General features: G+C 63.8%; 22 protein-coding genes and 1 tRNA gene. 17 read left to right on the forward strand and 6 right to left on the reverse strand.

The window, feature by feature from the left end; translation table 11 throughout:
- Window positions 1-575 precede the first annotated feature (575 nt).
- Window positions 576-1,352 (forward strand): metallophosphoesterase, encoded by a 777-nt coding sequence (locus MB84_RS24015; protein WP_046290154.1) that lies wholly within the window; start codon window positions 576-578, stop codon window positions 1,350-1,352.
- A 121-nt stretch (window positions 1,353-1,473) separates the two neighbouring features.
- Here the strand turns inward: MB84_RS24015 and MB84_RS24020 are convergent, their stop codons facing one another.
- Entirely contained in the window at window positions 1,474-2,373 is a 900-nt protein-coding gene (locus tag MB84_RS24020; RefSeq protein WP_046290155.1) for a c-type cytochrome, read from the reverse strand.
- A gap of 393 nt (window positions 2,374-2,766) precedes the next feature.
- On the opposite strand from MB84_RS24020, the gene MB84_RS24025 reads away from it, so the two are divergent.
- A tRNA-Arg gene (locus MB84_RS24025) sits at window positions 2,767-2,842 on the forward strand.
- Between the two features lie 76 nt (window positions 2,843-2,918).
- Here MB84_RS24025 and MB84_RS24030 read toward each other — a convergent pair.
- The gene (locus MB84_RS24030; RefSeq protein ID WP_046290156.1) at window positions 2,919-3,452 is read right to left on the reverse strand and encodes a hypothetical protein; all 534 of its coding nucleotides are present in this window, start codon (window positions 3,450-3,452) and stop codon (window positions 2,919-2,921) included.
- Window positions 3,452-4,159 (reverse strand): flagellar basal body L-ring protein FlgH, encoded by a 708-nt coding sequence (locus MB84_RS29200; protein ID WP_052652750.1) that lies wholly within the window; start codon window positions 4,157-4,159, stop codon window positions 3,452-3,454. Before MB84_RS29200 ends, MB84_RS24030 begins: the two co-directional genes overlap by 1 nt.
- Window positions 4,160-4,466: 307 nt before the next feature.
- On the opposite strand from MB84_RS29200, the gene MB84_RS24040 reads away from it, so the two are divergent.
- The 4 genes from MB84_RS24040 to MB84_RS24055 all read left to right on the forward strand — a co-directional run bounded on the left by MB84_RS24040 (window position 4,467) and on the right by MB84_RS24055 (window position 7,958).
- A complete protein-coding gene (locus tag MB84_RS24040; protein ID WP_052652752.1) occupies window positions 4,467-5,579 on the forward strand; it encodes an ATP-binding protein in 1,113 nt (370 codons plus the stop codon).
- A 113-nt stretch (window positions 5,580-5,692) separates the two neighbouring features.
- Entirely contained in the window at window positions 5,693-6,505 is an 813-nt protein-coding gene (locus tag MB84_RS24045; protein ID WP_046290157.1) for a response regulator, read from the forward strand.
- Between the two features lie 43 nt (window positions 6,506-6,548).
- Window positions 6,549-7,025, forward strand: coding sequence for a hypothetical protein (locus MB84_RS24050; RefSeq protein WP_157122835.1), 477 nt, complete (start codon window positions 6,549-6,551; stop codon window positions 7,023-7,025).
- 330 nt (window positions 7,026-7,355) lie between these two features.
- Window positions 7,356-7,958 carry a BPSL1445 family SYLF domain-containing lipoprotein gene (locus tag MB84_RS24055; protein WP_046290159.1) on the forward strand — a complete coding sequence of 201 codons (603 nt, stop codon included), beginning with the start codon at window positions 7,356-7,358 and terminating at the stop codon, window positions 7,956-7,958.
- Between the two features lie 88 nt (window positions 7,959-8,046).
- Here the strand turns inward: MB84_RS24055 and MB84_RS24060 are convergent, their stop codons facing one another.
- From MB84_RS24060 to MB84_RS24070, 3 genes are all read right to left on the reverse strand, one after another.
- A complete protein-coding gene (locus MB84_RS24060; RefSeq protein WP_046290160.1) occupies window positions 8,047-8,928 on the reverse strand; it encodes an ABC transporter permease in 882 nt (293 codons plus the stop codon).
- A 23-nt stretch (window positions 8,929-8,951) separates the two neighbouring features.
- Window positions 8,952-9,785 (reverse strand): ABC transporter ATP-binding protein, encoded by an 834-nt coding sequence (locus tag MB84_RS24065; RefSeq protein WP_046290161.1) that lies wholly within the window; start codon window positions 9,783-9,785, stop codon window positions 8,952-8,954.
- 189 nt (window positions 9,786-9,974) lie between these two features.
- Window positions 9,975-11,015 carry an ABC transporter substrate-binding protein gene (locus MB84_RS24070; RefSeq protein WP_425415878.1) on the reverse strand — a complete coding sequence of 347 codons (1,041 nt, stop codon included), beginning with the start codon at window positions 11,013-11,015 and terminating at the stop codon, window positions 9,975-9,977.
- A 263-nt stretch (window positions 11,016-11,278) separates the two neighbouring features.
- Between MB84_RS24070 and MB84_RS24075 the strand changes: the two genes are divergently transcribed.
- The 11 genes from MB84_RS24075 (at window position 11,279) to MB84_RS24125 (ending at window position 23,485) form a co-directional block, all read left to right on the forward strand.
- Window positions 11,279-11,950, forward strand: coding sequence for a response regulator transcription factor (locus MB84_RS24075; RefSeq protein ID WP_046290162.1), 672 nt, complete (start codon window positions 11,279-11,281; stop codon window positions 11,948-11,950).
- Window positions 11,943-13,337, forward strand: coding sequence for a sensor histidine kinase (locus tag MB84_RS24080; RefSeq protein ID WP_046290163.1), 1,395 nt, complete (start codon window positions 11,943-11,945; stop codon window positions 13,335-13,337). The genes MB84_RS24075 and MB84_RS24080 overlap by 8 nt, the downstream gene beginning before the upstream one ends.
- Before the next feature lie 371 nt (window positions 13,338-13,708).
- Window positions 13,709-14,620, forward strand: coding sequence for a sensor histidine kinase (locus MB84_RS24085; RefSeq protein WP_052652756.1), 912 nt, complete (start codon window positions 13,709-13,711; stop codon window positions 14,618-14,620).
- The gene (locus MB84_RS24090) at window positions 14,617-15,276 is read left to right on the forward strand and encodes a response regulator (protein ID WP_046290164.1); all 660 of its coding nucleotides are present in this window, start codon (window positions 14,617-14,619) and stop codon (window positions 15,274-15,276) included. Before MB84_RS24085 ends, MB84_RS24090 begins: the two co-directional genes overlap by 4 nt.
- A 535-nt stretch (window positions 15,277-15,811) precedes the next feature.
- Window positions 15,812-17,230 carry a flagellin N-terminal helical domain-containing protein gene (locus MB84_RS24095; protein WP_046290165.1) on the forward strand — a complete coding sequence of 473 codons (1,419 nt, stop codon included), beginning with the start codon at window positions 15,812-15,814 and terminating at the stop codon, window positions 17,228-17,230.
- A 228-nt stretch (window positions 17,231-17,458) separates the two neighbouring features.
- A complete protein-coding gene (fliD, locus tag MB84_RS24100; protein WP_211279327.1) occupies window positions 17,459-19,432 on the forward strand; it encodes a flagellar filament capping protein FliD in 1,974 nt (657 codons plus the stop codon).
- Between the two features lie 15 nt (window positions 19,433-19,447).
- The gene (gene fliS / locus MB84_RS24105) at window positions 19,448-19,882 is read left to right on the forward strand and encodes a flagellar export chaperone FliS (protein ID WP_046290167.1); all 435 of its coding nucleotides are present in this window, start codon (window positions 19,448-19,450) and stop codon (window positions 19,880-19,882) included.
- On the forward strand, window positions 19,875-20,213 hold the full coding sequence (locus tag MB84_RS24110; RefSeq protein WP_046290168.1) for a flagellar protein FliT: 339 nt from the start codon (window positions 19,875-19,877) through the stop codon (window positions 20,211-20,213). Before fliS ends, MB84_RS24110 begins: the two co-directional genes overlap by 8 nt.
- 41 nt (window positions 20,214-20,254) lie before the next feature.
- Window positions 20,255-21,670 (forward strand): flagellar hook-length control protein FliK, encoded by a 1,416-nt coding sequence (fliK, locus tag MB84_RS24115; protein WP_046290169.1) that lies wholly within the window; start codon window positions 20,255-20,257, stop codon window positions 21,668-21,670.
- Window positions 21,667-22,038: an EscU/YscU/HrcU family type III secretion system export apparatus switch protein gene (locus tag MB84_RS24120; protein WP_084009959.1), complete on the forward strand. Its 372-nt coding sequence runs from the start codon at window positions 21,667-21,669 to the stop codon at window positions 22,036-22,038. The genes fliK and MB84_RS24120 overlap by 4 nt, the downstream gene beginning before the upstream one ends.
- A gap of 250 nt (window positions 22,039-22,288) precedes the next feature.
- Window positions 22,289-23,485 carry an ATP-binding protein gene (locus MB84_RS24125; RefSeq protein ID WP_046290170.1) on the forward strand — a complete coding sequence of 399 codons (1,197 nt, stop codon included), beginning with the start codon at window positions 22,289-22,291 and terminating at the stop codon, window positions 23,483-23,485.
- Window positions 23,486-23,544 lie beyond the last annotated feature (59 nt).

The raw sequence follows: 23,544 nt of genomic DNA on the forward strand, positions 1-23,544 counted from the left end.
ACGCGATCCCCGACACGCCGGGCGTCCTCCACAAACGAATAGCCCCCGCGAGCGGGGGCTGGTCCAGGACACGGCCAAACTTCAGGCCGAATGGCGAAATACGGCGACACACGGCGACGTCCTTACCGGGGCTGTCGGCGGCGGCAGGCACGCCGTATACACAAAATAAGCACAACGTAGGCAATGCTTACCGCTACTTGCCACTACCCGAAGACGTTTGGTCACACGCGGCAGCCGGGCTCGTTGCCACGACCACGCCCGCCAGACCGGTCAAACAAAGCAGGACTGCAACCATCAGTTTTCGCATAGGCTCGCCTCCTCTCGTCAGGTGGAGTTTCACTATAGGAGCCCATCCTTTCGAAGACAAAGACATCTTGACCATCGACGCGCGCCGGGTGATAGTCGGTAAAAAACGGACGAAACGATACGCAAGTTGCGTCGATTTCGATCCAATGCCCACACCCTCCGCATCTTCGTCAGGCGCTTTGTCACGCATGCCATACATTTGGCCGGTTTGACGGGCCCCGCGGGCGCGCGTGTGCGGCGCCGATCCCAGTTTTTGTGGAGCGTGGTGCGTGAGACTGCATATTTTGTCCGACCTGCATTTGTCCGTGGCGCCGTTGGCCATTCCCGACGTCGAGGCCGACGTCACGATCCTGGCGGGCGACATCGGCCGCCCGGCGCAAGCCATCGAATGGGCGGCGCAACTGCCGCGCCCCGTCATCTACGTTCCCGGTAATCACGAGTTCTACGGCGCGACGCTCGCCGGCACGCTAGCCGAATTGCGACGTTTGACGGTTGGCACCAACGTACATCTGCTCGAACGCGGTGCGGTCGTCATCGGAGGCGTGCGCTTCGTCGGCACAACGTTGTGGACGGACTTCGCGCTTTACGACGCCGAGGGCAAGCACGACGCGGCGGTTGAAGAGTCGCAGAAGTTCGTGCGCGACTTCACGCGCATTCGCGTCGGTGATCCCGCCGCGCCGTGGTCCGATCTGCCGTTCTTTTCGCCGGACGACTGTGCAGCGCTGTGTCGCGAGAACGTCGCCTGGCTCGCGCGTACCTTCGCCGCGCCCCACGACGGCCCGACGGTGGCCGTCACCCATCATGCGCCGACGCCGCAGAGCATTCACCCGCGCTTCGCGGGCTCCCTCGTCAATCCGGCGTTCATTTCGGATCTGACCTCGCTCATCGAGCAATCCGACGCCGCGCTGTGGATCCACGGCCATACGCACGATTCGTTCGACTATCGCGTCGGGCATACGCGGGTGTTGTGCAATCCGCGCGGCTACTGCTTTGAGGGACGTGTCGAAAACCCGGCCTTCGATCCGCAGATGATTGTGCGTGTGTGACGCGACGGCGTCCGACACGCCCGTCCCACGCGAGCGCAGAAACAAAAATCCCCGCCGAAGCGGGGATTTTTTGTTGCGGCTTGGTTGCGGCTTAATTGCGACTTAAGCAAACGCGATGCGCTTACTTCGCTGCGCTCACCATATAGTCGACGGCGGCCTTGACGTCGTCGTCCGACGCGTTGGCTGCCCCGCCCTTCGGCGGCATCGCGTTCAGGCCTTTGAGCGCGGCATTGTGCAGTGTCTCGATGCCGGTTGCGATACGCGGCGCCCATGCGGCCTTGTCGCCGAACTTCGGCGCGCCTGCCACGCCAGCCGCGTGGCAAGCCATACACACGGTGTCGTAGAGCTTCTTGCCTGCGTCGACGCTGCCCCCTGCGCTGGCGGCGGCCGGGGCCGCTGTCTTGAGCGACGCCATCGCGGCTGCAGCCGCTGCGGCCGAACCTGCGTCGGCGCCCGAAGCGGCGGCGGGTGCCGCAGCGCCCGATGCGGCCGCGGCGCCTGATGCGGGCTTCGCCGGTTCGGCAGGCTCCTGCAACTTGCCGCCCGACGCGTTCGCCATATAGACGATGGCGCGGCCGATTTCGTAATCCGTCACGTCGTCGGGGTTGGTGCCCCCGCGCGCGGGCATGCCGCCTTTACCGGCCAACGCGATCTTAAGCATGTCGTCGTAACCGGGCTTGATGCGCGGGGCCCAGTCCTCGGAGGAACCGACTTTCGGCGCGCCAGCGACACCGGACGCGTGGCAAGCGGCGCACACAGCCTTATAGAGTTGTTCGCCGGTTTGATAGACGCGCGGTGCGTTGGCGTCCTTGACCTCGACGTGTGCCACGGGCGCGATGCGCTCGGCAATGGCTTTTTCGGTCATGGCGGAACTGCCAGCGCCGGTCAGGGCGTTGTTGCCCACGTAATTGACCAGCAAAACGATGATGACGATCGGGACGAGAAAACCGGCAATAACTGCGGCGATGAGCTGCTTGGGTGTTTTAATCAGGGACTCGTGCTCGTTATGTGCTTCACTCATGCGGGATCTCTCAATAGTTTTTGTGGAAACCGAGTGCATCACACCGGATAGCTCGCATCGGCCGCGGGCAGTATCCAGTCAAAATAACGAACCATTGTAGCAACAAACCCTCGGCCGATGACGCGCCAAGGCAGTGCGCAGACGCCGCAAAAGTCCCGTATTTTCCCTAACTTACGCGAAAGCAAAAGCGGTGTTCCGCGTAGTTCGTGCGCAAAGGGCGTGCGCGTTGCATACACGTCAAATCCGCGCGGGATGGGCGTCCGACAGAGAATCGCCGCATTGTGAGGCGAGAGAATGCACGGGGCATGGACGTCACGCGGCAAAACCGCTATGCTTCTACCTCTTTGCCTGCCGGTACGCGCGTTCGCGCCTTCTCCCCCGGTGGTCAGCACAGCGCCCGTAGCTCAGGGGATAGAGTATCGGCCTCCGAAGCCGAGGGTCACTGGTTCGATTCCAGTCGGGCGCACCAATCTGCCGTTTGCCTCTCCCGTTGGATATCCTCGTTCTGCCCTTCTGCCCTCTTTGGCGCCCTCTCCCCGCTCGACTCAAAACACCACCAGCCGGTCCACCAGTTGCGCCATCCGGGAATTCGACGCCGACCACGATTCCACCGTCGCCGACCGTCCGTCGAAGTACACCGTATTGATGACCGAGCCGTCCTGACTCAGGGTCAGCGTCGCATACGCGAGGTACTCGCTCGGGGAGCTACCCCACAAGGAATTGCGCCACGCGCGGCGCACCGTGTAGTTCAGCACGACACAGCCCGTCGGCCAGGTGCCCGGGCTGTAGATCGTGCTAACGATCCCGTAGGCCCGCAAACGCCCCTGAATCGCAGGCAGCAAATCGGAAATGCCGTCCGGGGCCAGCTCGATGCACATGTTGCGCGAAAGCAGTTCGGGGGCCGCCGGTTGCGTGGGCGGCGAGACGGACGGCAACTGGTCCGAGAGCACCACCCCCGTCGATACGACGCTCGCCGCGACCTGCGCCGCGAGGATCGGCGCAGGCGTGGAGAAAAGACAACCGTTAAGCGTCGCGCTGGCCGTCGCCGCCAGCGCCAGCACCATCGCGAGGCGCTTCATCAGAACGGTGACACGCCAAGAAGAATCGTCTGCAACCAGCCGCCATTGCTGCCGTCGGCGACCTGGCCGTCGTCCACGCGCGCCGCCTTGGCCTGCCCTACCTTGCTCGACGCCACCACGTTGGCGGGCGAGATATCGAACTTGTTGACCACGCCGGTGAAGCGGAACGTCTCCATGTTGCGTCCCTGCATGACCTGCTTTTCCCCGCCGACCACGTAAGCGCCATTGGGCAGCACTTCCACGATCGCCACGGCAATCGTCCCGGTCATCGCGGAACTCGACGTATTCGTGCCATTGCCCTTGAAGCTGCTCGCCTGCTGACCGATGTTGAACCAGCGCTCCAGCACCGAATCGGCCCCGTCCGCCCTGGCGCTCTTGGCCGTCATGCTCGCGTTGCGCGACGTGTCGCTCTGCGATTTGCTGGTGCCCGTGGAGTTTTCCGAGACGGCAATCGTCAGCAAGTCGCCGATGCGATGCGCCACCGGCGTTTCGAACCAGTTCGTCGCCGTAGTGGACTGATAGATGGAACCGCCGGTCTGGACGTTGGCCACGCGGGGCATCGGCATGACCGCCATCGGCGTTGCCGTGACCTGCGGGCTCGAACAACCGCCGAGCGCGACACTCGCGCTCGCGAGCACCGCCAGCCACGCCAGCGTACGGGTCAGAACGCGCGTTGCCGCGCTCGGTAGCATCGACAGTTTCGACATGGTGAGGCGCCCCCGCGCCGGTCCCGGATGCCGTATCCGGATGTCTTTCGAAAGTGGTGGACGGTTGGCAGGCGGCACGGTCTCCGCCAGACGAAGGCAGCACGGCGGCCAGCTTCGTGATGGATAGTAAGAACCGCGCGTGCAGCCACTGCGCACAAATAGAGGAAAATTTGTGGAGGCACGACGCGCGGCGCCCCGAAGCTGAGAGAATGGCGCGCCGACCATGGGAGGGCCGCACCCGCTCGCCCGGTCGTCAACGGCGCAGCACTCAACTTCAGCCGCTAACCTCGTCAGAACACCGAAGCGCATGAATTCAGGCATCACCCGCAAGCTGTTCCTCGCGATCTTCGCGACGGGTCTGGTCACCATGGCGGCCACGACGGCCGTCGTGCGTGCCGCCGTGGGCGGACACAGCTGGTTGCGCGGCGACAACCTGATGTATCTGGCGATCCTCGGCGTCGCCCTGCTCGGGGCCGTCGCGCTGCGGCTCGCCCAGCGTCTGCTCGTGCCCGTCACGCCGCTGCTCGAAGCCACGCACCGCATGGCGATGGGCGACTACAGCGTGCGTGCGCCCACCGCCGGGGCGGACGAACTCGCGCGACTCGCCGTCGACCTGAACCGTCTGGCCGACACGCTGGCGCAGAACGACCGCCTGCGCCGCAACCTGCTCGCCGACATCTCCCACGAACTGCGCACGCCGCTGTCGATCCTGCGCGGCGAAATCGAAGCGATGGAAGACGGGGTGCGCCCGCTCACGCAGGACGCGCTCGCCTCACTGCGGGTCGAGATCTCGCTGCTCTCCAAGCTGATCGACGACCTCTACGAGCTGTCGCTCTCCGACGTGGGCGCGCTGACCTACGAGTTCGCGCCGGTGGATATGACCGAGCGCGTCGCCACGTCGGTCGCCGCCTTCGGCGACTGGTTCGAAGCCAAGGACATTGCGCTGAACGTGCACCTCCCGGACGACACGCTCACCGTCGACGGCGATCTGCACCGTCTCACGCAGCTCATCGGCAATCTGTTTGTGAATTCGTTGCGCTATACCGACGGCGGCGGTGCGGTGCATGTCTATCTGTCGGCGACCGAGACACAATTGCGTCTGGAGATCGAAGACTCCGCGCCCGGCGTGCCCGACGACGCCCTGCCCCGCCTGTTCGAGCGCCTGTTCCGGGTGGAAGCGTCGCGTAGCCGACGCAGCGGCGGTGCGGGCCTCGGACTCGCGCTTTGCAAGCATATTGTCGAAGCGCACGGCGGTCAGATCGCCGCGCGACACTCGCCGCTGGGCGGTCTGGCGCTGGCAATCACCCTGCCGCGTCAGAGCCCGGACGCCCCCGGCGCTGCGGCATCGACATCGACGGCCTGCGCACTGAGCGCGGTCGCCAGTTGTTTCGGCACCCAAGCCCTGACGACCCTGAGTTGAGCCTGCCCTTTATGCACACGCACTCGTCGACATCTCTGCAAAGCCCTTCCGGCGTGTCCTCGCTCACGCCCGCGCCGCCAGCGCATTCGGCAATCGTCTCGACGCCCGCTGCCATGGCGCTCCCGGACGCCGCGCCGATTCTGATCGTCGAAGACGAACCGAAACTCGCCGCGCTGCTCGCCGAGTATCTGCGCGTGGCGGGCATGCCGTGTCGCATCCTGACGGACGGGCGCGACGTGCTGCCCGCGGTGCGCGCGACGCAGCCGCGTCTGGTGCTGCTCGACCTGATGCTGCCGGGCATGGATGGCCTCGAAGTCTGCCGCGCCGTGCGCGAGATCTCCGAAGTGCCTATCGTGATGCTGACCGCGCGGGCGGCGGAAACCGACCGCCTACTCGGACTCGAACTCGGTGCCGACGACTACATCTGCAAGCCCTTCAGTCCGCGTGAAGTGGTCGCGCGCGTCAAGGCGATCCTGCGCCGCGTGCGCGGCGGTGCGATGGCCAGCGCCGGCACCGCAATGCCCACGCCCGCCGCACCGCCCGCGCCAGCGCTCGTGATTGATGCAGTGCGTCATCACGCGAAGCTCGACGGACACGAACTGCCGCTCACGCCGGTCGAGCTGCGACTGCTCGCCACGCTCGCCAGCCATCCCGACAAGACGTTCCCACGCGCGCATCTGCTCGACCGGATGTACGACGATCACCGCGTGGTCGCCGACCGCACGGTGGACAGCCATATCAAGAATCTGCGTCGCAAGTTACAGGCAATCCGGCCGGACGAGGAGATCGTGCGCTCGATCTACGGCGTGGGTTACCGGCTGGAGTTGCGCACGGACATCCCCGCCACGCCCCTCGCGTCAACCGTGCCGACGGTGCGACCCGGCGTCGCGGCTATCGACAACTCGGCCGGGGCGGTGCCAGAATAGGCGCACCCGCTGCCCAAGCGGGATTCATTGAGGAGAAATGTCGATGCCACGCCGCACCGCCACGCTGTCCCCGATGTACCTGAGCGCCGCTTCCCCTGCCACACCCCCTGCATCGACAATCGTTGGCACTGCCGAGTTTGACGACGCACTGCCGTGCGTGGGATCGATCCACCGCCTGCTGAAGATCGCGGCCGCGTCCCTGTTGCTCGGCGCGAGCGGCTTTGTCTTCGCGCAAACGCCGGTGTGCTTCGATAGCGTCGGCCGTGCGTTACCGCCGGAGCAGTGCTCGCAAGCCGCCCGCAATCAGGCGGCCGCGCAAGAGGCTTCTTCCGCCTCCGCCGCGCCGTCCAAACGCGACTACTGCAAGGCACTCGCCGACAAGATCGCCAACACCCCGGACAAGCCGGTGTACACCCGCGATCAACGCGTCGATTCGCCTGCAGGCAACCGCGTCGACATTCCTACACGCACAAAGCCGCGCAAAGCACTCAAAGAGCAATATATGCGCGAGTGCACGTAGGCGTACGCCTACAAATTAGCGAAAGTTAGCAACACGTTAGCGGAACTTATCGCGCTATTTTCTTGACAATACCGACAGAGACCGCATAATCGACGTCACGCCGATGCATGGATTTCCGCTCTCGCACACCGCGAAACGGACGTCCCGCTACGCTGTCTGGCCGGTCAACCGTCGCCATCGGCATCCGTCGGATGCCAAACGACCGTCCTCATCACCCGCTTCAATGCTGCGGGGATTTGTGCCGAAAGGCGCGTCCCCATCGGCCTGACGTTTAATCCATATCCACGCCGCTATGCTTTGCGCACGGCACACGCTTTCCGGAGGGAGAAAATGCAAAAACGCGAATTCCTGATGAAAACTTCCGTCGCTGTCGCCGCTGCCGCCTTTGCGCTCGCAGGCTGTACGACAACCCCCCCGTCGCAATCCGACAAGAGCGACAACTCGCCCAGCGCGAACACCAGCAAGCGCCAGACGATCGATGCCTCGGTGACCGGCGCGCTCGACAAAATGTACGCCTCGGTGAAGGGCTCGCGCGAACTGGTCAACAAGGCGCACGGCGTACTCGTGTTCCCGTCGGTACTGCAAGCGGGCTTCGTGGTCGGCGGCGAATACGGCGAAGGTGCGCTGCGCGTGGGCGGCAAGACGCAGGGTTACTACAACACGGTGACGGCGTCGTTCGGTCTTCAGATCGGCGCACAATCGAAGGCCGTCATCTTCCTGTTCATGACGCAGGACGCCCTCGACAAATTCCAGCGTACGGACGGCTGGACGGCCGGTGCCGACGCCTCGGTCGCCGTCGTGAAGATCGGTGCGAACGGTGCGGTCGACATCAACACCGCGACCTCGCCGGTGGAAGTGATCGTGATGACCAACGCCGGTCTCATGGCCAACCTGAACATCGAAGGGACGAAGGTCACCAAGCTGAAGATCTGACGCCCTGCGGTCGTTGGCGTCTCCAAAGGAAAAACGGCGTCACTTCATGCAGAAGTGACGCCGCTTTGTTTTTTGCCCGACGCGACGATTACTCGTTGGAGAACGCCGCCGGACGCCACTTCAGCAGCCGCTTCTCCAGCGACGTCAGCAACCAGTCCGCGCCCAGCGCGACCACGGCCAGCACGATCATCGCCGCGAACACGCCGCTGGCGTTGAATGCGCCCTGCGCGGTCGAGATCAGCAGCCCGATGCCCTGCTTCGATCCGAGGAATTCGCCGACGACGGCGCCCACGAGCGCGAAGCCGAAGCTCACGTGCAAGCTCGCGAGAATCCACGACAGCGCCGACGGAATCACCACCGACATCGTCACCTGACGGCGCGACGCACCGAGAATCTGCGCATTTGCAATCATGTAGCGGTCGGCCTCACGTACGCCCTGGAACGCATTCGCAAACACCACGAAGAACACCATCACCACAGCGAGCGCCACCTTCGACGCCATCCCCAAACCAAACGCGATCACGAAGATCGAGCCGAGCACCACACGCGGAATCGAGTTGGCGATCTGGATGTAGAGACTGAAGACATCCGAGAGCAGCTTGTTGCGACCGAGCACGATGCCGCAAATCACACCCGCCACACCGCCGATCAGAAAGCCCAGCACGGTCTCTTCGAGCGTGACGAGCACCTGCGTCCACAGCGGTCCTTGGGACGTGCCTTCCACGCACCAGTCGTAAATCTGCTGAACGATCAGCGTCGGCTGCGAGAAGAAGAACGGATCGATCCAGCCGATACGCGCCGCCACTTCCCAGCCGCCCAGCCCGACCACCAGAATCGCCACGCGCAGAAACACCACCAGCGCGCGACGTTGTTTGATACGGCGTTGCGCGATGGCTTCTTCTCGAGCCAGATCCGCGTCGCCGAGTCCGGCGGGCATCGCCGCCTGCATAGCTTGTTCACTCATGTTCATATCCTCCGTGCGTTCCGTGCCACTCAGCCGATCTTCACTTCTTCACGCAGGTCCGCCCAGATCTCGCGGGAGATGTCGATGAAGCGCTGTTCGTAGCGAATCTCGGACATCACGCGCGGACGCGGCAGATCGATCGCGTACGTGTTCTTCGATGTCGCCGGGCGCGCCGTGAGCACGAACACCCGGTCGGCCAGCGCAATCGCTTCTTCGAGATCGTGCGTGACGAACACCACCGAGCCCGACGTCGACGACCACAGTTGCAGCAACTCGTCCTGCATGAGCGTGCGCGTTTGCATGTCGAGCGCGGAGAACGGTTCGTCCATCAACAGGATTTCGGGGTTGTTGATGAAGGTCTGCGCCAGGGCCACGCGCTTGCGCATGCCGCCCGAGAGCTGGTGCGGATAGTGGCCGCCGAACTTGTCGAGCCCGACGCGCTTGATCCATTCGTCGGCCAGCGCATAAGCGGCATCTTTCGACTGACCGCGAAACAGCGGCCCGGCGGCCACGTTCTCGCGCACGCTGCGCCACGGGAAAACCGCGTCGTTCTGGAAGACGAAGCCGATGCGCGGGTCGATGCCGTTGACCGGCTGGCCCATTACGCGCACGCTGCCTGCGGTCGGACGCAGCAGGCCGGTAATCATCGACAGCGTGGTCGACTTGCCGCAGCCGGTCGGGCCGACGATGGCGACGAATTCACCGCGCGCCACCGACATGCTGAAGTTGCGCAGCGCGATGGTGGCGCGGCCGTCCGGCGAGATGAAGCGGCACGACACATTGTCGAACTCGATGGCGGGCGTATCGCGTGACACGGCGCTTGGCGCGCGCGCCGGTGCGGTGGGGGTAATGGTCTGGGTCATGCCCGGCTCCTGAATGACGTCGGAACGGTGTTAAGCACTGTTATTGCGTTTGCCAGGGCTGAGCCGGTCCGCACACCGGACATGGGTCGGGTGCGGGGCGGCCTGGCGTTCTACGGGTAAGGGCTGCGCGTCGTGGGGACCGCGCGCCGGTACTACAGGGTCAACCGATGCAAGTCGTTGCGAACAGACTTACTTCGCCTGTTCGACGAACTCGTTGGTGTACGTCTTCGACAGATCGATGTGCTTGCCCTTGACGTTCGGGTTGAACGCGGAGAGCACCTTCAGCACGGTCTCCGGACCGTCCTTCGGCATGCGGCCGTCCGGCGAGTACATCGGCAGCGAATTCTGCAGGGCCTGCACGTACAGCGCCTTGTTGTTGCCGTAGTAGTCCTTCGGCATCTTCTCGGTGATCTCGGCCGCCGAGTGCGTGTTGATGAACTTGAGCGTCTTCACGAAGGCACGTGCGAGCTTCTGCGCTTCCGGTTTGTGCTTGTCGAGCCACGCGCGCTGCACATACAGGCTCGATGCCGGGTAGGCGCCGCCCAGCGCGGCAACGGTGCCTTCCATCGTGCGCATATCGACGAGCACGGCAGCGTCGCCGGTCTTGAGCAGTTGGGAGGCGGTCGGCTCCGTGGTCATGCCAGCGTCGATACGGTTTTGCTTGATGGCGGCGATGAACGTGTTGTCCGCACCCACCGGCAGCACCGAGTACTGCGCCGAGGTCAGGCCGTGCTTGGCGGCCAGATACTGCGTGAGGAAGTTCGTCGACGAGCCCAGACCGGTCACGCCAAGGGTCTTGCCCTTCACGTCGGCCATGCTCTTGATGGTGTCTTTGCTCTTGGCGTTCACCAGTTCCACTTCGCCCGGCACCTGACCGAACACGACGATGGCCTGAATCTCCTTGCCCTTGCTCTGCAAATCGATCGAGTGATCGTAGAAGCCGACCACGGCCTGCACGGCACCGGCGAGCAATTCGTTTTCGGCGTCGACACCGGCTGGCTGCGACAGCAGTTCGACGTTCAGGCCCTCTTCCTTGAAGTAGCCGAGCTGCTCGGCAAGCTTGGCAGGCAGGTAGACCATCTTGGTGATGCCGCCGACCATGATCGTGATCTTGCCGCTATCGGCAGCGAAAACCGGTGCGGCGGCCAACGCCAGCGACACGCCGAAGACGGCGGCCAGAACGGGTTTCACGAAGGCTTTCGGCGCACGCACGCCAAGGCTTGCTCGCATTGTGGTGTCTCCATCGATTTTTAGGAATAATGGCCCGAACCGATTGCGGCGCCGGCCGGCCCGTCGTGATATCTGTGTCACCGGGCCCGGGCAGCGGTCCTCTGATGCGTATCCTCTGCCCTGGCGCAAATTGTAGAAAACCGAAGCTTTCATCAAGCTTTCGCCCCCTGCAGGTTTTCGCCCAATGCTCATGGGTGTTTACCCGCTGTTGGCGCGCCCACGTTCCGCGCGCACACTCGCCGTCGCATTCTGCATTCCCCGTCATGAAACTGCTGCTGATCGAAGACAACGAGACTCTGGCCCACTGGCTCGCCCGCATGCTGCGCGACGACAACTTCACTGTCGACGCCGCGCGCGATGGCGACGCCGCCGACCGTCTGCTGCAAACGGAAACTTACGACGTGGTGCTGCTCGATCTGATGCTGCCCAAGCTCGGCGGCAAGCATGTCTTGCGGCGGCTGCGCGAGCGGCGCAACAACGTGCCCGTCATCATCCTGACGGCCAGCGGTTCGGTCGACGAAAAGGTCGATTGTCTGGGGGCCGGGGCCGACGACTATCTCGTCAAACCCTTCGAAGTGCGCGAACTGATCGCCCGTGTGAAGGCGCTGGCGCGTCGCCACGCACCGGAGCAAAGCGCCGATCTCGTATGCGCCGATCTGAGCTACCACGCGGGCACACGGCAATTCACGATTGCCGGTGCGCCGCTTGCGTTGCCGTCGCGCGAACACGCCGTGCTTGAGATCCTTATGCGCAAGCAGGGCAAGACCGTGGCGAAGAGCGCGCTGGTCGACGGCGTGTTCGGACTGGACGACGAACCCAGCGCCGACGCCATCGAGATCTATATCCACCGGCTTCGCAAGAAACTCGAAACGAGCCGCGCGGCCATCATGACCCTGCGCGGTCTCGGTTATCTGCTGCGCGAGAAAGATGCTTAGTCTGCGCGTCCGGCTGCTGATGTGGCTGATGCTGCCGCTCTCGCTGTATATCGTGGCGACCGGCTGGCAGGCCTATCGCAGCGCACACGACACCGCCGAACTCGTGCAGGACCGCGCGTTACTCACCTCGGCGCAGGTCATTGCGGGCGAACTCACGTGGGCGGAAGGCGCGCTGCGCGCGAGCGTGCCGCCGTCGGCACTGGAATTGTTCGCGTCGCCCGCGCGCGACCGGGTGTTCTATCAGGTGATCACCGAAGACGGCAAGCTGCTCGCCGGGCCGCCCGACTTTCCGCATCCGCCGCTGTTTCCGCAGACGGTACCCACTTATTCGAACGTCACAGTGAACGGCGAGCCGCTGCGCGCGATCAGTTTCGTGCGTACGATGTACGACTCCGGCCAGCCGCATCGCGTGGCGGTGGTCGTCGCCGAGACGATGCATGCGCGTGACGAGATGCTCGCGCAGTTGTGGAAGCCCTCGCTGCATCGGCAGATCGCCATGGCCGCGTTAGCCGCCGTGCTGGTGCTCATCGGGTTGACGGTCGAGTTGCATCCGCTCATCCGGCTCAAGGACGAAGTGGCCGGACGCGCGCCGCAAGAACTGGTGCCGATCCGCGCCGGGCAACTGCAAACGGAACTGCGCCCCATCGTCGACGCCATCAACCTGTGTATTCAGCGGCTCTCGGCACAGGCGCAACAGCAACGGCGCTTTGTCGCCGACGCCGCCCACCAGTTGCGCACGCCGCTCACGCTGCTCGACACGCAGTTGCAGTTCGCCGCGCAGCTCGACGACCGCGCCGCGCTGGCCGATGTGCTGGCGGCCATGCAGACGAGCAGCCGCGGCCTGGCCGATCTGACGAACAAGCTGTTGCTGCTCTCGCAGGCCGAGGCGGCGGACACGCCCGCGTTCTCGCGTACGCGCGTGGATCTGGTGACGGTCGCGGCCGGGGTGCTGGAAGAACTGGTCGCGCTGGCGCAACGACGCAATATCGATCTGGGGCTGGAGACGACCGAGGCGCAGGTGTGGGTCTCGGGAAATGGCGAGCTGTTTCATGCGATGGTCATGAATCTTGTCGACAATGCGATCCGCTATATCCACGAGGGTGGACGCGTGACCGTTGCGATCGACTGTCCGGACAACACCGCCCGCCTGCGCGTCATCGACGATGGCCCCGGCATTCAGGCCGAGGCACGGCAGCGCGTATTCGAACGTTTCTACCGCAACGCGCTGCCGGGTCAGCCCGGCATGGGTCTGGGGCTGGCCATCGTGAAGGAAATCGTGGCGGCAAGCCATGGCACCGTGACACTGTCGTCCGGCGCGCACGGTATTGGACTGATCGCCGGTGTGACGCTCCCCTTAGATTCGGAGACCGAAAGCAACGTCTCTTAGGGAACGCGACGCGAGGCGGCTTACCGATGGCGCGCGTGGTATACCCGTGCTGTTGTCTGAAAGAAAATAACAATCGTATGAAATAACTTCGTCGATTCAGGCATTACGACCGTTTTGGACCGAGAATGTCGTTTGAAACATACGCTCGACTGGATGCGCTAGGACAAACCCTGATATATTCGGGGTCTTCGCAGAAATCCCCTCAAGCAAGCGAAAACTTCTTGATCCAAATCAATTAGTTACGCATCGCTAACAAGCACGCGGGCGCCCGCCGCGTGTAATTGTGACTAAATGTAAAGTTTGTTAAATTGATTGTGGGTCTCGCCGCGTGGGTTGCGGCACGGGACTTTTTCTCTCAGGGATTTGCCTCCATGCCGTTTCTCGTCGATCCTGCCGCACAGGCTGCGAGACGTCGCGTGTCGATTGACGACGCGTTGCACACGCGCGCCACGACGCCGCAGACGGTGACGAATCCGCCAGCACAGCCGACATGTGACAGCGCACAGCCGGTGGAGTCCGCCTCGCGCGCAGCGCGGGCCGCCTCGAAGGCATCGGCCCGGCCGCTCGCGCAATCGGTCGCACGCAAGATCGACGCAGCACGCGAAGCCGAGCGCACGCGACTCGCGCGGGAGATGCACGACGGGCTCGGCGCTCACCTCACGGCATTACAACTGGTCGTCGCCCGTCTTGCGACGCGCGCGCCCGCCGACACCGCCGAGTGGCAATCCTTCTGCACCCAGATTCAGAACGTCGCGAACGCTGCACAAGACGCAGTCGACGAACTCGTCGGCCGCAACCGCCCGCCCGCCCTCGACGCGGGCCTCGTCACTTCGCTGCGCGTCTGGCTGCGCGACGTCGGTGAGCAAAGCGGTCTCACGTGCATCTGGCGCTGCGACGACGCGACGCGCGAGCGCGTTGCGAACCTCAAGCCCGACGCGGTGCTGGCGTTGTATCGCATCGCTCAGGAAGCGCTGACCAACGTTAGCCGTCACGCCCGCGCCACGCGCGTGGTCGTGGCGCTCGACGGCAGCCATCGTTCACTCAAACTCACGATTTCCGACGACGGTTGCGGGCTGGCCCGCGGCTCGCGTCGCAAGCAGGGACATTTCGGATTGGTTGGCATGCGCGAGCGCTGCACGGCGCTCGGCGGCACGCTACGTATCGGCAGTGTTCAAGGATCGGGGACGCTCGTCAGCGCACGGCTCCCCTGGCATCAGATCCTGCCTGCCCCGACCGGCCAGCACGGCCCGGAATCGCTTGCTCTTCACGGATACGCATCATGACGCTTAGAGTGCTCATCGTCGACGACCACGCCATCGTGCGCCAGGGCGTGCGGCAATTGCTCACCGATAGCGGGAGCATCGCCGTCATCGGCGAAGCCGACTGCGGCGCAGAAGCGCTGGAGATGACCGACGCAGCCCAGTGGGACATTGTCCTGCTGGATATCTCGCTGCCCGACACCAACGGTCTCGAAATTCTCAAGACCCTGCGACGCAAACACCCGCGTCTGCCGATCATGATCTTCAGCATGTACGGCGAAGGTCAGTTCGCGCTGCGCGCGCTCAAGGCGGGCGCAGCCGGTTACTTGAGCAAACGCTCGAACGCCCAGCAACTGGTCTCGGCCGTGCGGCAAGTGGCCGCGGGCCGCAAGTATGTGAGTCCGATGGTCGCGGAAACGCTCGCCGACTATCTCGGACCGGACGCCGACCAGCCGCCGCACGAGCGTCTGTCGGACCGCGAATACCAGACGCTGTGCATGATCGGCTCGGGCAAGCGCCTCACCGACATCGCCAACGCGCTGTCGCTCTCGGTCAAGACCGTGAGCGTGTACCGCACGCGCTTGCTGGAAAAGATGCGCCTGAATAACAACGCCGAGTTGACCTATTACGTGATGCAGCACGGTCTGGTCAGCGCGGAGATGGGGCCGGTCTGCGCCTGATCACGGCGAGGGGCGCGACAGCGTCACCACATTTCCTGCCAGATTTCGCCGGGAATCCTAAGAACTAAGTACTCACTTCGTGGCCCGCCATCGCGGGCCACGTGCATTTCCGGGGCTGCATTCGAGGGCCGACAGGCGCCCTTCGGAGGAATTTTCACGGCGACGAGAAAATTTTTTTCGTCCACCGGCCGGAGTTGGCGCCGGTCGAGAATTACCAGCCGCGCCATCGGCAATCGCCGACGGTCGTCCGCGCCTCGCGACCTCTCCGAGCCTTACAGGGCATGAATAGGCGGCACATTGCCCCTTTCCTTGACGGATCAATCGTGGAGGAATTTTGTAGACTGGCTTACTAGCGTTTTTCCGACATCGGCCTGGCAAGTCGATGGGGGCTGGCAAAGCATTTTGCAAAACCACCCTAAATTTTCCCAATGGCCGTCCGATATCCCCTACAACGGCGGCTTTCGGCGATTGGCTGGTGAGCCAAAGTTACGGCGCTTAAGCCGGAGCCAAAAAATTTTGGGAAAGGAGTGGCTAAATGTCATCTGTCATCAATACCAACATCTTCTCGACGATCGCCCAGCGTAACCTGAGCACGTCGCAATCCAGCCTGCAAACGTCGATCACGCGTCTGTCGTCGGGTCTGCGCATCAACAGCGCCGCTGACGATGCCGCCGGTCTGGCCATTACCGACCGTATGACGTCGCAGATCAACGGTCTGACGCAAGCGCAGCGCAATGCCAACGACGGCATCTCGCTGGTGCAGACCGCTGCTGGCGGCCTGTCGTCGATCTCGGACAACCTGCAACGTATCCGTACGCTGGCAGTGCAAGCGACCAACGCCACGAACTCGACGTCGGACCGCGCCGCCATCGACCAGGAAGTGCAGCAACGTCTGTCGGAAATCACCCGTACGGCACAACAAACCCAGTTCAACGGTCTGTCGGTGCTCAACGGCTCGATGGGCGCGGCGAACTTCCAGGTTGGCGCCAACGCCGGCCAGTCGATCTCGGTCAGCCTGAGCCAGAACATGGCTTCAAGCTCGATCGGTGGCGTTGCTCTGGCAACGGCCTCGACGGCTGCCAAGTTCGGTTCGATCACGCTCGACGCGTCCAACTCGATCACGGTCGGTGGCACGGCAGTCGCAAACGGCACGTACAACACGGCTGCCGACCTGGCCGCCGCGATCAACACCACCGCTGGCACGAACCTCGCCTCGGTCAACGGAACGACGGGTGAAATCGATTTCTCCAACGCGACCGCTACGGCAGTCACGCTGGCGCAAACTGGCTTGACCGGCATCACGATCCCGACGACCGTGGCCGCCGCTGCGGGCGGTCCGCCGGCGGTTCCGGGTACGGCTACGACTGCGGGCGTGAAGACGGCTCTGTCGCCGCTGACCCTGACGGGCAACGATCTGACGCTGCAAGCTGCTGGTTCCACCACGGCTACGTCGATCACCGGCACGTTCAAGACCGTGGGCGAACTGGCTGACGCCATCAGCGCCAGCGGCAGCGGCGTGACGGCATTCGTCGACTCGACCGGCAAGCTGAACCTCGTCTCGAGCCAGAACTTCACGGTGGGCGGCACGGCAGCCCAATTGACCAAGATCGGCGTCGCAGCAGGCACTTCGGCAGTCAGCGGCAGCCTCGCAACGGCTAACGCACTGACGGTCGACTCGGCAACCAAGCTGGTTGCACAGATCGACGCCGCCATCGGCACGGCTGACTCGTTCAACGCAACGCTGGGCGCAATTCAAAACCGCTTCCAGTCGGCTGTGAGCAACCTGTCGGCAACGACGCAAAACCTGACCTCGGCACGTTCGGGCGTTCAGGACACGGACTACGCAGCGGAAACGGCGCAAATGACCCGCTCGCAGATCCTGCAACAGGCGGGTATCTCGATGCTGGCGCAATCGAACCAGCTGCCGCAGCAAGTGCTCAAGCTCCTCCAGTAATACCGGAGTAGTGCTTGACACACCCGGTGAGCGAAAGCTCGCCGGGTCGACGGCGGCGTCACTGCGAAACGGTGCCGCCGCCGCCTGTTTTACGGGCCATCGTGTTTTGGGGCGGTCCGGGTAGCAACGATTAATTCAACGGAGTGAGAGCACATCATGGCAACTTCAAACGGACCGGGCACAATTTCCTCACCAGGGATCGGGTCAGGCCTGGACGTCAATGCACTCGTGAAGAGTCTGATGACGCCTGCCACGAACAAGCTCACTCTGCTGCAAAACCAGGAAGCGGCGTACAACACGAAGCTCTCCGCCATCGGACAATTGCAATCGGCGTTGTCTGCGTTCCAGACCTCACTCAACACGCTCTCAAGCGCCTCGCAGTTTCTGCAAGTTGCGGCGGCAGTCGGCGACAGCACGATCCTGTCGGCAACCGCCGATTCGACGGCCAACGTCAGCCAGTACAGCATCGCCATCTCACAGCTCGCCCAGGCGCAAAGCCTCACCACATCGGGCTTTTCCAGCCAGACGAGCACAATCGGCACGGGCACGTCGACCAAGGTGACGATTACCCTCGGCACGATCTCGGGCGGCACGCTCACCGATGGCAAGTACTCGGGTGCGAGCTTCGCGGCGAACGCCAGCTCCACGCCGATCAACCTTACGATCGACAGCAGCAACAACTCGCTGACCGGTATTCGTGACGCCATCAACGCCCAGAACGGCGACGCTGTAGCGACCATCGTCAACGACGGTAGCGGCACGCCCTATCGTCTCGTGCTGACCTCGAAGACGACCGGCGAGAACATGAGCATGAAGATCGATGTGGCCGCCGGCGGCGACCCCACGGTCACGAACCTGCTGGCCAACGATCCGACCGGCACCCAGAACCTGACGCAGACGAGCGCCGCGCAAAACGCTAACCTGACCGTGAACGGTCTGGCGGTCACCAGCGCCACGAACACCGTGACCAAGTCGGTCACGGGCGTCACGCTGAATTTGACGAAGGTCGGCTCGACCACCGTCACGACTAGTCGCAACTCTTCGGCCGTCACCCAAGCCGTGCAGTCGTTCGCCACCGCTTACAACACGCTGCAATCGACGATCAGCAAGCTCACCGCGTTCGATAAGACCGGCAACGGCGCGAACAACGGTCCGCTGATCGGCGACTCGACGGTTCAGCTCGTGCAGAACCGTCTGACCCAAATTCTTAACGGCAAGCTGCCGGGCGTCGGTTCGACCGGCCTCGCATCGCTCGCGCAGGTCGGCGTCGGTTTTAATAAGGACGGCACGCTGTCCGTCGACACCACCGCCCTGAGCAAGGCGATGAACACGACGAACGGCTTCAACGCGCTCGCCTCGCTGTTCGCGACCAACGGTCAGACGACCGACAGTCTGGTGAGCTTCACCAGCTCGACGAACGCGACGCAGCCGGGCCAGTACGGCATCAACATTTCGCAGGCCGCCACGCAAGGCACCACCACCGGCGCGATCACGCTGGGTGCGACGACCACGATTGCGGCTGGCAGCAACGAACTCCAGATCTCGCTCGACGGCAACATCGCCAGCGTGCTGATTCCGCCGGGCACCTACACCCGGGACAAGTTGGCCTCGGCCATTCAGGCGGCGATCAACGGCAACAGCAAGTTCACCACGGCACAGTCGGGCGTGTCGGTGGCGTCGAACAACGGCATTCTGACGATCACATCGAACCGTTACGGCTCGGCGTCGAAAGTGATCGTCACGGGTGGCTCGGCTTACAACCAGTTGTTCAACGGCAACAACACGACGACCGGACTGGACGTCGTCGGCACCATCGGCGGTTTCACCGCGGTCGGCAGCGGTCAGACGCTCACCGGCGCCGCAGGCACCCCGATCGACGGCCTCAAGATCACGGTGTCGGGCACGGCCACGGGCAATCGCGGCAACATCGGCTTCTCGCAGGGCTTCGCGTCGCTGCTGAACACGCAGGTCGGCGACTTCCTGAGCGCCAAGGGCGCGGTCACGAGCGCAACGAACAACCTGAACACGTCGATCAAGCAGATTCAGCAGCAGGAATCCGACTGGCAAAACCAGATGACGCAGATGCAGAACCGTTATCTGGCGCAATTCACGGCACTGGACGCCACGATGGCCAAGCTGCAGAACACCAGCGACTATCTCAAGCAAGTGCTGGGCGGCTCGTCGTCGTCGTCCTCGAAGTAAGCGGCGGAGACAGTCATGTACGGTCAGAACGCCGCCAATGCCTATCGCAAGGTCGGGCTCGAAACCGGCGTCATCGCCGCGAGCCCGCACCAGCTCATCGTGATGCTGTTCGACGGTGCCAAGGCTGCGCTCACCAAAGCGCGCATTCACTTCGAAGCCGGCCATATCGCCGAGCGCGGACAAGCCGTCTCGAAAGCCATCGAGATCATCGGCGGTCTGCGCGATGGTTTGAATATGGAAGTTGGTGGGGAACTGTCGCGCAACTTGCGTGATCTCTACGACTACATGGGGCGACGTCTTCTCGAAGCCAACCTCGAGAACGATGTGGCCAAGATTCAAGAAGTCGACACCCTGCTCGAGACAATTGCATCGGCCTGGCGAGCGATCGCCCCGACTGCCGGCACGGGTGCCCCCGCCGCTCAGGCGGGCACCGGAGTGCGCTATGAATGAAGCCACGACCTTGCTGAACTGCTACGAAAGTATTGCCGGTCTCACTGAGCGCATGCTCGGTGTGGCGCGCGATGGCGACTGGGATGCCCTCATCGATCTCGAGACGCAGTATCGTGCACAGGTCGACTCGATCAAGCAGCTCGACGCCGATTTGCCGCTGTCCGACGACGAGCGCACGCGCAAGCACGCCATCATCCGCCGCATTCTGGCCGACGATGCCGCCATTCGCGATCTCGCGGTGCCCCATCTGGCGCACCTGGACGCCATGATCAACAGCACGCGCCGTCAACGTGCCCTGCACGAAGTCTACGGCCTGAACCTGGGTACCTGACGCGCGCCGCGCGTCACGTCGCCCGCATCTCGGAGTAAGGCATGGCCGGTCTCGACTCGGTTCTGGCCACGACACTCGCACGGCGGCTCGACTCGCTGCTCGGCGTGGCGCAAGGGGCGTCTTCGACGACCGCGCCCAACGCCATCGCCGGCTCACAGCCGACGGGCGACGCTACTTCCGCACTCGGCGACCTCGCCACCAAGACCTCCCCCACGGCCGTCGCGCTGGGCAACGCAACGTCGCAGACGGCCGCGCGTGTCCCCACGCCGGTTCAGCAGGCCACGCTGTCCGCCGCCGCGCGCACCATCGACACCATTCTGCGTCTTGCCCCCGACTCGCCCGGCCCCGTGCAGGCGAGCGCGCCGGTGTGGCCTGCGGCGCCCGGCACGGGCGCTCCGGCGCTGGCGCCGCTGGTCGCTGCCGCGCTGAAGGAAGCGTTGTCGGCGAGCGGGCTTTTCTACGAATCGCATCTGTCGCAATGGGCCTCGGGCAGCCGCTCGTTCGAGCAGTTGCAGGCCGAGCCGCAGTTGCGCTGGCCGGCGTCCGCGAATCTTGCGGCGCAGTTGCGCGCTGCCGGTGCGGATGCCACGCTGCCCGGCCCCGGGCCGCTGACGCGCTTGCTCGGCCCGGCGGGCGGCGAGGCTGCACTGGCGACCGGCTGGCCGACCTTGAGTCCGTCGACCTTGGCATCGACCCAGCCGTCGGCCACACCGAATCCCACGTCGGCACAGTCCGGCACCGGCACACCACCAGCGCAGGGCGATGGCGGGGACGGCGGACTGCGCGCCAGTGCGAATCTTCCGAACACCGCGACCGCACTTACGCATGCCGCGAGCGTGGCGCATACGACGAGCAGCGTGCTGCCCACCGGAAACGATGGCGGCGACGCTGCGCAGGCGGTCGGCGGCACGTCGGCGAACGCGCAACAGCACGGTGCGGCGGGCGCGATTGCGGCCGTCGCGAATACACCGGCCGAGAGCGTGACGCTGGTCCGTCAGCAGCTCGACATGCTGGTCAATCCTCAGTTTCAGTGGAATGGCATGGCATGGCCCGGCGCGCCGATGGAGTGGCGCGTCGAAGAGCGTCCCGGGCAGCAAGCACCGGGCGAGGCCGCTGCGCCGTCGACGTGGCATACGCATTTGCGTCTGACACTGCCCTCGCTGGGGACCATCGACGTCACGCTGGGGTTGTCGGGTCAGCAGTTACAGGCACGCTTGCTGACCGACTCGACAGCGGCAACGGATGTGCTCTCGAACGAGGGCGAAGACCTGCGCCACCGGCTGGCAGCCGTCGGCCTGATCGCGAGTCAGTTGTCGTTCGGTGCGCTCGACGATGCGGGTGAGGTGGCGGCGCAGGGGGATTCCGCTGTGTCCGGTCTACCACCCAACGATGTTGAAGTCGCGGAACTGCCCATTCCCGTGACGGATACTCCGCCGCAAACCGGAGGTGACGCATGACGTCGCCACCGGAACGCCGCACTGCGGTCGCCCTGGCTTACGGCGCGAAGGATTCGGCCCCGCGTGTCGTTGCAAAGGGTTACGGGCTGCTGGCCGAGACCATCGTGCGTACGGCGCGCGAGCATGGCCTGTACGTGCATGAGTCGCCGGAGCTGGTGAGTCTGCTGATGCAGGTCGACCTCGACCAGCGCATTCCCGCACAGCTTTATCAGGCCGTCGCCGAACTGCTGGCATGGCTCTACAAGCTGGAAGCCGGACGCGGCGGCAAACCGCCCCCGCTCCCCCCGGGCATTCAGCCCCCGGAAGTCCCGGCCGACGCATCGGCAGAAAACCCGCCACCGCTCCCCGCCTCACCCCCGTCTGCCTGACACCGCAGCCGCTAGGTCGCGCCATGCACGTTTGACGCGTGTGTGGCGTGAAGTGTCCGAATTCACCATTTCGCCGGGGCGACCCACAGTCGGCTCGAATGCCCGTCAGTCAAGGTATTCGCGGAGCAATCCGCGCGCCTTCACGCTGCAACATCCGCATTAGTCAGGGGTTCTCAATAGCATGGAGTCCACATGCCACGGATCAACCGACCGGGCATGACGCCTTGTTAACTCTTTGGACCCAATCAACATGGACGGCATCTTAAGCCCCTTTAATCCCGGCGCTGGCGCGCCCCCGCCCGCCTTGACCGGTCGCGATGACATCCGCGAGGAAGTCCGCATTTGTATCGAACGTGTTCGTAGTGGACGGCACTCGAACTGCCAGTTGTTGGTCGGCTTACGAGGCGTCGGCAAGACCGTGCTCCTCGAACGCCTGCTTTTCGACGCTGAACAGCGAGATGTCATCACGGTGCACCTCGAAGCGCCTGAAGTGAAATCGCTGCCCGGGTCCATTGCACCAGCGCTTCGTGTCGCGCTGCTCCGCATGAGCCGGACCCAAACGGCAAGAGATGCAGCTATTCGAGGACTAAAAGCGCTCGCAGGTTTCGTCACTGGATTGAAAGTGAGATATGGCGATATCGAGGTCGGTCTGGACTATCCCCCCGAACCGGGCCTCGCGGATAGCGGTGACCTCGAACTGGATCTTTGTGCGCTGGTCGTGGAGGCTGGACGCGCGGCAAAATCCGCAGGCACTGCACTCGTAATGTTCATTGACGAGCTTCAAGGCATGCCTCAAGAGCAGTTGTCCTCGCTGCTCTATGCACTTCATCGATGCAACCAGTACCAGTTGCCCGTCATGTTCGTCGGCGCGGGACTTCCGCCCGTCATCAAGAAGATAGGTGACGCAAAGTCCTACGCCGAGCGAATGTTCGAAATTCACGATCTGGGTGCACTTTCAAACGACGCGGCTCGTAATGCCATCTCCATCCCGGCAGAGGAGGCCGGCGTAGTCATCGCTGTCGAGGCGCTAGATGAGATCGTTGCGCAAACCGGCGCTTACCCGTATTTCCTTCAGCAATGGGGAAAACTGGCTTGGCGAGCCTCGAGGGAAAGTCCTATCACGGCGGAGGACGTTCGACAGGTGTCCGGTCCCGCAGTCGATGCGCTGGATCGAAACTTCTACCGACTTCGCTTTCAGCGGCTGACATTTTTGGAGCGGCGCTATCTGCGAACGATGGCCGAACTTGGCGAGGGCCCTCATGACGCGCAAGTTATCGCGGCGAACTATGGGAGACCCCATGAAGAACTCGAGCCCGTTCGCGAACAACTGGTCGCCAACGGCATGCTCCACGAATCGTTGATTGGTGAAACGGCGTTCAGCGTGCCGCGTTTTCACGAATTCCTGAAGCGAATCATGCCGACACCGATGCGAGTTGAGGCGGCATAAGGCGAGCAAAAACAAAAAAGCCCCGTCACAGACGGGGCTCTCTCAGCGGCCATTCCGTC

Origin of the sequence: Pandoraea oxalativorans, from assembly GCF_000972785.3 — a bacterium.
Classification (GTDB): Bacteria; Pseudomonadota; Gammaproteobacteria; order Burkholderiales; family Burkholderiaceae; genus Pandoraea; species Pandoraea oxalativorans.